Source organism: Hydrogenophaga sp. (genome assembly GCF_036675665.1).
Taxonomy (GTDB): Bacteria; Pseudomonadota; Gammaproteobacteria; order Burkholderiales; family Burkholderiaceae_C; genus Hydrogenophaga.
Genome location: NZ_JAKFEO010000068.1, coordinates 1 through 9,209, shown reverse-complemented (window position 1 = coordinate 9,209; position 9,209 = coordinate 1). Strand labels below are relative to the sequence as shown.

Annotated in this window: 8 protein-coding genes; 6 read left to right on the top strand and 2 right to left on the bottom strand. The window is 66.1% G+C overall.

Features of this window, described 5'->3' with window-relative positions:
• Together V6M63_RS18860 and V6M63_RS18855 are read left to right on the top strand one after the other, a co-directional pair.
• Positions 1–666: chemotaxis protein CheB (locus V6M63_RS18860; protein ID WP_332744338.1), on the top strand; the 666-nt coding region annotated here is incomplete at its 5' end.
• A 34-nt stretch (positions 667–700) separates the two neighbouring features.
• Positions 701–1,381 carry an Hpt domain-containing protein gene (locus tag V6M63_RS18855; protein WP_332744336.1) on the top strand — a complete coding sequence of 227 codons (681 nt, stop codon included), beginning with the start codon at positions 701–703 and terminating at the stop codon, positions 1,379–1,381.
• Positions 1,382–1,403: 22 nt separating this feature from the next.
• Here V6M63_RS18855 and V6M63_RS18850 read toward each other — a convergent pair whose 3' ends face one another.
• Entirely contained in the window at positions 1,404–2,102 is a 699-nt protein-coding gene (locus V6M63_RS18850; protein WP_332744334.1) for a hypothetical protein, read from the bottom strand.
• A 279-nt stretch (positions 2,103–2,381) separates the two neighbouring features.
• On the opposite strand from V6M63_RS18850, the gene V6M63_RS18845 reads away from it, so the two are divergent.
• The 4 genes from V6M63_RS18845 (at position 2,382) to V6M63_RS18830 (ending at position 8,338) form a co-directional block, all read left to right on the top strand.
• Positions 2,382–3,767: a hypothetical protein gene (locus tag V6M63_RS18845; protein ID WP_332744332.1), complete on the top strand. Its 1,386-nt coding sequence runs from the start codon at positions 2,382–2,384 to the stop codon at positions 3,765–3,767.
• Positions 3,768–4,107: 340 nt separating this feature from the next.
• Complete coding sequence (locus V6M63_RS18840; RefSeq protein WP_332744330.1) at positions 4,108–5,688, top strand: methyl-accepting chemotaxis protein; 1,581 nt, start codon at positions 4,108–4,110, stop codon at positions 5,686–5,688.
• Positions 5,689–5,825: 137 nt separating this feature from the next.
• Positions 5,826–6,854 carry a sensor histidine kinase gene (locus tag V6M63_RS18835; RefSeq protein WP_332744328.1) on the top strand — a complete coding sequence of 343 codons (1,029 nt, stop codon included), beginning with the start codon at positions 5,826–5,828 and terminating at the stop codon, positions 6,852–6,854.
• The gene (locus V6M63_RS18830; protein WP_332744326.1) at positions 6,851–8,338 is read left to right on the top strand and encodes an ATP-binding protein; all 1,488 of its coding nucleotides are present in this window, start codon (positions 6,851–6,853) and stop codon (positions 8,336–8,338) included. The genes V6M63_RS18835 and V6M63_RS18830 overlap by 4 nt, the downstream gene beginning before the upstream one ends.
• Before the next feature lie 154 nt (positions 8,339–8,492).
• Here the strand turns inward: V6M63_RS18830 and V6M63_RS18825 are convergent.
• Positions 8,493–9,209: thiolase family protein (locus V6M63_RS18825; protein WP_332744324.1), on the bottom strand; the 717-nt coding region annotated here is incomplete at its 5' end.

Here is a 9,209-nt window from a genome sequence, read left to right as displayed (position 1 = left end):
GGCGCGGGCGCGGCCCCCGCCGGCAGCGGCGCTGCCGAGCCGCCGCGCGCCGCACTCCCGCGCGTGTCGACCGAGAAAATCATCTGCATTGGCGCCTCCACCGGTGGCACCGAAGCCATCCGCGAAGTGCTCATGCCCATGCCGGCAGACGCGCCGGCGATCGTGATCACCCAGCACATGCCGCCGGGCTTCACCACCAGTTTTGCCAACCGGCTCAACACGCTGTGCCGCATCCGCGTGCAGGAGGCCCAGCACGGTCAGCGCATCCTGCCCGGCCATGCCTACATCGCCCCCGGCGGCCACCACCTGCGCATCGACCGCAGCGGCTCCAACTACGTGGCCGTGGTGGAAGACACCGAACCCGTCAACCGACACCGCCCTTCGGTGGAGGTGCTGTTCAAGTCGGCCGCGCGCGTGCTCGGTCCCAACGCGCTGGGCATCATGCTCACCGGCATGGGTGCCGACGGCGCGCAGGCCATGCGCGAGATGAAGGACGCGGGCAGCTACAACTACGTGCAGGACGAAGCCAGCTGCGTCGTCTTCGGCATGCCCCGCATGGCCATTCAGTACGGGGCAGCACACGAGGTGCTGCCGCTGTCGCAGATCGCAGCGGCCGTGCTCGCCCGCCTGGCCAGCGCGCCCGCCGGGGTGCGCCATCGCATCTGACGGTCGTCTCGGCTTGGGCGAAAAATCCCCTCCCATGCACAACAGGGAACGCCTGACACCCTGGGCGTTCGCCTTGTGGGCTGCCCTGCTGGTCAGCCTCGCGGCGTTCACCGCGGCCAGCCAGACGGCCGCGCCCGCTGTCGCGCTGCCGATCGCGGTGTCGGTGTTCGTGGTGTGGGTGGCGCTCCTCCTGCGTCGCCAGGCGGCGCAGATTGACGCGCTCCAATGCGCCCTCGATGAACTCGCAGCGACCAGGGATCCAGCTGAAGCTGTCGAACGGGACAAAAGCGCGGTCCACACCCCGCTGCAAGAACGTCAGCCCGCCAACGCGGTGCACCCGCCAGACGAATCGACCGCCAGCCCGGCTGGCCTGATCGACGCGGCGTCGTACAGCGAGGTCGTCTTGATGATGCCGCCCGCCACCATGGACGAATTGTTGGGCACCTTGTTTGACCCACCCGAAGGCGGCGTGCATGTGCTGGTCGCGGCCCTGGCTGCCGGTGATCCGGCGCAGATTGCCTACCACGCGCGCAAGCTCAAGGGGTCGGCGACCTTGCTCGGCTTTCGGGCTCTGGTGCGCACGTCGGCCCAGATCGAACGCCTGGCCGAGGAGGACAACCCCGTGTTGCGCCGTGGGCTGGGCAACCAGCTGCTCGTCGACATGACCCGCACGCAGCAGGCCCTGCGGCGGCATTCGCCAGGCCTGACCGTTTGAGGCTCGACCGCCTCCTTGTCCGTCAGACCCGTTCGCTGATGATGGTGCCGGCTTCCAGCGGCGCCAGGCTGTTGTTGCCGTGTTCGTCGTAGGCAATCACCTCACCACCGGGCACCTCGGGCGGCGTGTCCAGCGCCACGGCCTCTTCGGTGGTGGCCGGCATCACCGGCCAGGACATGCCCTCGGGTGCAGGCTCTGTCTCGGGCGCAGCGCCCGGCGACCGGGGCAACGGGCGGCGTGACAGGGTGGAGGCGGCCACGGCCGAGAGGTCGGGGGCGGTGTCGCTCTGGTTGCCGGGCAGGGCCTCACCCTTCGGTTCGACACCCAGCGCCTGTTCGACCACCGCGGCACTGGCCGCCCACATGTTGGAGAGCACTTCCTGCAACCGGTCCATGGCCCTGCTGTGGCTCGCCTTGTCGGCTTCGGCCTTTTTTTGCGCCTGCTCCGCGCGCTGCGCGATGGCTTGCTGCTGGGCCTGGGCCGCGGTCTGGCTGGGGGGATCGGTCGCGGCGGGCCGGGGCAGCAGGGGCGTGCCCGAGCCGGGCTCGTCATCCCCCCTGGCCATCGGTCGGCGGGCTTCGCGTCGGGACTCCACATCGGCCTGCGCCTCACGTCCCCCGGACTGCACAGGCTTGATCGCCGGTGTGGCCGCGACCGGCGCCACGGCGGTGGACGGCGGCGTCGACCAGGACACGGGGCTGGTGGTGGAAATGTTGATCATGGCGGACCCTTCGCGTGGCCACCGAGCGCAAACATGCCCGGTGTTCTTGGCTCTCTATCGGCGGTCTGCAGGCGGACTTGAGGCGTCTTTCCGGAATATTTCAGAACCCGCCCGATACCGCGCCCTCACCGGCCATCCCTCCAGGCGCCTGCGCCCGCCACCGCAAATCGGCCGCGCACTGCGGTGACCACCTCGGGCGCGATCGCCCAGCCGCGGAACCACGCCGCTGACCCAGCCACTCCAAGGGGCTCCAAGCAATGCCACTGACCAGGAACCCCCATGAAACGCTCCGACGCCTCCATCCTCTCCACCCCCAACCGCCGCTCACTCATCCTGCACCACCTGCCCCTGCTGAACGATCTTGAAGTGGTGGCCTTCCTCGACAACACCGCTCCGCCGGTGTTCGACACGCTGTCGTACAAGCTCGTCCAGGCCAATGAGCCCGCGCTGCTGATCGAACTTGTCCGGATCACCCAGGAGCGTGCGCTGACACTGTGCGTGATCGATGCGGCGCACCAGGTGGCCGCCCTGCACGACGGACTCCTCGAATACCTGCTGCAGCACATCGACGAGGTGCCCTGCCTCAACAGACTCACCGTGCAACGGGCCGTGCTGTCGGCGGCCTGCTGCACCCTGCTGCAGACCGCGCTGGCCAACCCGAGCTGCACACTCACCTCACTGACCTTCTCGGATTGCATGTTCGCCAACGAGCATGTCGAGTTTCCCCGTCAGGCGGCGACCATTCAGGCCCTGCGTTGGCAGGAAACCATCGTCATGCCCGGCGCCGCAAAGCCGATGAACCAGATGCTGGCCGCCCTGGCCACCTGGCCTCCTCTCAAGAGCGTGAGTCTGTCTGTGCGGGAAAGCCTGCTCGATTTCGCCACCATCATCCAGTTCCTCGTGCGCAACCCCGGCGTCACCGACCTCTCCCTGGCAAGCCATAGGGCTCCCCCGTCTCCTGACGATGTGGGGTACCAGTCCCAGAACGACCCGGCCCTGCTGCTGGACCAGCTCATGAACAACCAGATTCACCTGACGAGGCTGACCCTGGATGTGCGGGATGCGCACAACGCCGCCTTCAACCAGCACTTCATCAACCACCTGGGCCAGTGCCTGATGAGCAACGTCAGCCTGGAAGCGCTCTGTGTGCCAGGCATCCGGATGTACATGGAGGAGGATCTGACGCCATTGACGCTCGGTCTGGACGGCAATCACGGGCTGATCTCGCTGGCGCCCCTGGGGCCGTTCGGCAACCAGATGCCCGCACCGGTGCGCAGAAACCAGCGCCAGCGCTACTGGTTCTCGCAAGAGTTCGTGCAGGGTGCGACAGAGGCTTTCCTGCTCTCGCTCAGGGTCCCCACGGATCTGGGGAAAAGGGTGGCGCAATACCTTGCGCCCACGCCGGCCGAGCGCGCGCTGGGCGGCGCCGTGATGACCCTGATCTGCAAGTCCACCTACCAGGGCGCGGTGAAGCTGCGCAGTGCGGCCCTGCGAGAAGCCGTCCTGAACGGCATGCGCACCAACAACCAGGTCAGCTGCCTGGAATTGCTCAACACGCTGCAGCAGCACCACGTCGATTTGTTGCCTGAAGACAAGCAGGCGGTCATCGCCTATGCCAAAGACTCCAACCGCCTGAACTTCCTGCCACCCGGTTACACGCATTGAGAGCCCTGGGCTCGACCGCCGAGGAGCGGAACACACGCTGGGCCTGGAGCACGATCGCACGGGCGTGCTGACCAAGGACGCAGGCACGCGGATGGCCACCCACCTGGCCCCCACACCCGTGGAGAGAACGCATTGCGGCGCCGTGATGGCACTGCTGTGCAAAACCACGCACGACGCCGCCGGGGCGCCCGGCGCATGAATCGGTACTGAGGGGTCATTGCCGCCGTATTCGGGACTTCACCTATCGGCCGGGCTGCCGATACTGTAGGTACAGGTACGGCTTCGATCACCCTTGCCCTGGGTGCTCCGGGCCGACAGGCCCATCCATTCGAGAGATCCCATGCGCACCAACCTCCCCGTCACTCACCAGGAGTTCGTCATTCCCGAGGGCGTGACCCTCGTGTCGACCACCGACCTGCAAAGCCGCATCACCTACTGCAACCCCGCCTTTGTGGCGGTGAGCGGCTATGACCGGGAAGAGCTCATCGGACAGCCACACAACATCGTGCGCCACCCCGACATGCCCACCGAGGCGTTCAGAGACATGTGGGCCACCATGGCCAGTGGCTCGCCGTGGTCGGCCCTGGTGAAGAACCGGCGCAAGAACGGCGACCACTACTGGGTGGTGGCCAATGCCACGCCCGTGATGGTGAATGGACAGGCGGTGGGCTACATGTCGGTGCGAACCCGGCCCACGCGCGAGCAGATACAGGGAGCCGAGGCGCTGTACGCCCGCATGCGCAGTGAGCACGCGGCGGGCAGCCCGAGTCTGGCTTTGCGCCACGGCCGTGTGGTGGGCACCGGCCTGGTCGGCCGGTTGCAACGCATGGCACAGCTCACGCTGGGCAAGCGCATCGGTTTCACATCGGTGGGGCTGGCCGGCATCGGTGTGGTCGTCGGCCAATACAGCGCCGCCCACGGCACGCTCGCGCAGTTGGCCGCCGCTGCGGGCCTGCTGGTGATCGCAGCGCTCGCCGCCATCAGCCTGCGTGCCCAGATCCTTCGGCCGCTCATGCAGTCGGTCGGCTTCGCCAACCAGATGGCCGCGGGCGATCTTTCGGCACGTTTCAACGGTGCGAGCAGCGGCGAGTTCGGTCAACTCGCGCGTGCGCTCAACCAGCTCAATGTGAACCTTCAGGCCGTGGTGTCCGACGTGCGCCACGAGGTCGAAGGTGTTCAGGTGGCGTCCAACGAGATCGCCGCCGGCAACTCCGACCTGTCTTCGCGCACCGAATCGCAAGCGAGCAGCCTGGAAGAAACGGCCGCCTCGATGGAACAGCTCACCAGCACGGTGCAGCAGAGCGCCAACTCGTCTCGCGAAGCCTCGGCGCTCTCGCAGCGCTCGGCCACGGTGGCCCGGGAGGGCAACACCGCCATGGCCGAGGTGGTCGCCACCATGGACGACATCAGCAAGTCGTCGCGCCGCATCGGCGAGATCATCGGCGTGATCGACGGCATCGCCTTCCAGACCAACATCCTTGCCCTCAATGCGGCGGTGGAAGCGGCACGCGCGGGTGAACAGGGTCGCGGCTTTGCGGTGGTCGCCGGCGAGGTGCGCAGCCTGGCGCAGCGCACGCTGACCGCCGCCAAGGAGATCAAGGTGCTGATCGACGAATCGGCGGCCAAGGTCGTGCACGGCAGCCAGCTGGTGCACAGCGCCGGACAGACCATGGCCAACGTCGTCGGCTCGGTGGAGCAGGTCAATGGCCTGATCGCCGAGATCACCGGTGCCACGCACGAACAGTCGATGGGCCTGGCGCAGATCAACCAGGCGGTGGGCCAGCTCGACTCGGTCACCCAGCAGAACTCGGCCATGGTCGAGGAACTCTCGGCAGCGGCCAGTTCACTGCAGGCGCAGGCCCGGGTGATGAACGAGGCGGTGAAGATCTTCCGGCTCGACAACCGCAAACAGGCCGCCTGAAGGCCGCTTCAACCCCGCATCGCCGCACCGCAGGCGACACCATTTCCAACGCGCTCGCGTACACTGCCGCGTATCCAATACGGCGAGGTCGAACCTTCCGCACGCAAGGTTCCCTGGACCGGAGGAGGGAGGCACCGATGACAGCCCAACGCATTGCGCTGGACGAGTATCTGGGACAGGCATTCAACCGCATTCCCGTGGCCATGATCGTGGTCAACAGGGAAGGTCGCATCATCCGGCTCAACGAACTGGCGGAAACCACCTTCGGCTACGCCAGCGAGGAGCTGATCGGGCAGAAGGTCGAGGTGCTGGTTCCCGAGCGCTATCGCCACAAACACCCAGGCTACCGGGGCGGTTTCCTGGCCGAGCCCAGCGCCCGGCCCATGGGCGCCGGTCGCGACCTCAGCGGATTGCGCAAGGATGGCAGCGAATTTCCGGTGGAGATCGGCATCAACCCCGTGGAGACCGGCGAGGGGCCGATGATCCTTTCGGTGATCCTGGACCTGAGCGAGCGCAAGCTCAGCGAGAAGCGCATCCAGGACGCGCTGCAGCAAAAGGACCTGCTGCTCAAGGAAGTGCACCACCGGGTGAAGAACAACCTGCAGGTCATCCACAGCCTGCTGGACCTGCAGGCCCTCAAGATGGTCGACAGCGACCTGGTGGAGGTGCTGCGCGACAGCCAGAACCGCATCCGCTCCATGTCGCTCATTCACCAGACGCTCTACCAGTCGCAGAACTTCGCGCAGGTGGATTTCCAGCGTTTTCTGGGCGAACTCCTGCCGCGGCTCACCGAGTCGTACGGCGCCCGTTCGAGGCAGGTGCACATCGACATCCGGTCCACCGACGTCAAGTTGCCGATCAACGAAGCCATTCCCTGCGGGCTGATCGTCAACGAGCTGGTGAGCAATGCGCTCAAGCACGGCTTTCCCAACGACCAAAGCGGCACCGTGCTGGTGGAGATCCGCCAGAACGAGGACCAGGCAGTGGAGCTTTCGATCAGCGACGACGGCCAAGGCATCCCGCCCGACATGGACCTGGGCAAGTCCGATTCGCTCGGCCTGCAACTGGTGCACCTGCTCACCCGTCAACTGCACGGAGAGCTCCATGTCCAGCGCGGCAACCCGACCCGGTTCACCTTGAAATTCCGCATGGGCGACAAAGCATGAAACCCTCCGCACACATCCTGATCGTCGAAGACGAAGGCATCGTCGCCTTCAACCTGCAGCAGCGCCTCTCGCACATGGGCTACCACGTGCCCGCCGTGGCCGTCTCGGGCAACGAGACCCTGGCGCTGGTGTCGAAATCCCGCCCCGATCTGATCCTCATGGACATCCACATCGAGGGCTCCATGGACGGCATCGATGTGGCCGGGCGCATCAACGAAACGCACCCGGTGCCGGTGATCTACCTCACCGCCTATTCGGAAGATTCCACGCTGGAGCGCGCGCGCCAGACACGGCCCTATGGCTACCTCATCAAGCCGTTCTCGGAGCGCGAACTGCACGCCACCATCCAGATGGCACTGGAGCGTCATTCGGCAGAGAAGGCCCTGGCCGAGAGCCAGCAGTTGCTTCAGCAGGCGCTGGATGCAGCCCAGATGGGCACATTGGAGTTCGACTGCGACGCCGACCACCTGCGCCTGTCGCACCACTCGGCCCTTCTTCTTGGCCAACCGCAGGATCGCGCCCTCACATTCGCCGAGTTCCTGTCCCACGTGAACGAGGCCGATCGCCCGGCCTTCGCCGTCTGCATGGACGGTTCCCACACGCCGCTGCACAAGTTCAGCCAGGAGTTTCGGGTGTTGCACGCAGGGCAGGACGACCGCTGGCTCAAGATCGACGCCAGCCCGTTGCCGGATCACCGCTTGAGCGGCATCGTGCAGAACATCACCGATCGCAAGCTGGCCGAGATCCACCTGAGCGAGCTCAACGAACGCCTGGAGCAGCAAGTGAGCGAACGCACCAGCGAACTGCAGCAAAGCCTGCGCGAACTTGAGACCTTCACCTACTCGGCCGCCCACGACCTGCGCGCGCCCATCCGGGCCATCGCGGGGCTGAGCACGGTGATGATTGAAGACTACGCCATCGGGCTGGGCGACCAGGGCACCAAGCTGCTTCAGACCATGGGGTCTTCGGCGTCGCGCATGAGCGACCTGATCGATGCCTTGCTGGAGATGTCGCGCCTGTCGCGCTCGGCGATGAACCTCACCGAGGTCGACATCAGCCAGATCGCCAGCGAATCGAGCGAAGCGCTCATGGCCTCCGAGCCGGGCCGGCGGGCCGTGATCACGGTGGCCCCAGGCATGAAGGCGCTCGCGGATGACACCCTGCTGCGCTGCGTGATCGACAACCTGATGCGCAACGCCTGGAAGTACAGCGCGAAGAAGGACACCACCCGCATCCTGGTGGACAGCTTCGTGAATGAAGAAGGCACGGTCTTCTTTGTGAGGGACGAAGGCTGTGGCTTCGACATGAAGTTCGCCGAACGGCTGTTCGCTCCGTTCAACCGACTGCACAACCAGACCGAGTTCAGCGGTTCGGGCATTGGCCTGAGCATCGTCAAGCGCATCGTTTCGCGCCACGGTGGCCGCGTCTGGGCCACCTCGGTGCCCGGCGAAGGCTCGACCTTTTGCTTCACCCTGCAGGCCTGACCACCGGCGGGTGCGCGCGGGTCAGGGGATGTCGGCTGTCGGCCGAGGCTGTGTGAAAACGCATCACTGCATGCCTGTTTTTTCGCCGCCTACCAGCGCCGTGCCCCCGCCACGAGGTCTTCCAGGCAGTACAGGCCCATTGCCATCCTTTCCATCAGAGCGTTTCGAGCGCCAGCGCGATGCCCTGACCGCCGCCGATGCACAAGGTCACGATGCCCCGCCTCAAGCCGTCGCGTCGCATCGAATGCAGCAAGCGCGTGGTCAGCACGGCGCCCGTTGCGCCGATGGCGTGGCCGTGGGCGATGGCGCCACCCTCCACATTGACAATGTCTTCCGGCAGCTCCAGTTCACGCAGGCAGGCCAGCGTGATCGCGGCGAATGCCTCGTTGATCTCGATGCGCTGGATGTCCGTGCGCTTCCAGTTGGCGCGTTCCAGGGCCAGTTGGACCGCCGGCACTGGCCCGATACCGAACATGCCCGGCTCAACCGCCGCGACGCCGTGCGAGACCAGGCGCGCCCATGGCCGTAGCCCGTGCTTCTCGGCAAAACTTCGCTCCGCGACGATCATCGCCGCAGCGCCGCTATTGATCCCTGGCGCGTTCCCGGCAGTGATCGTTCCGTCCTTTCGAAACGCCGGCTTGAGCTTGGCCAGTGATTCGACCGTGGTGTCAGGCCGATGGGCTTCGTCCTTGGAGAAGCTCACCGGTCCCTTGCGGCCGGAGAGTTCGATGGCGACGATCTCTTCCGTGAACTTGCCGGCAGCCTGAGCCCCACTGAACCGTTGCTGTGAACGCGCGGCCCAGCGATCCTGGTCCTCGCGCGTGATGCCGTACCGACCGACGAGATCCTCGGTATGCCAGCCTGAGTGTTG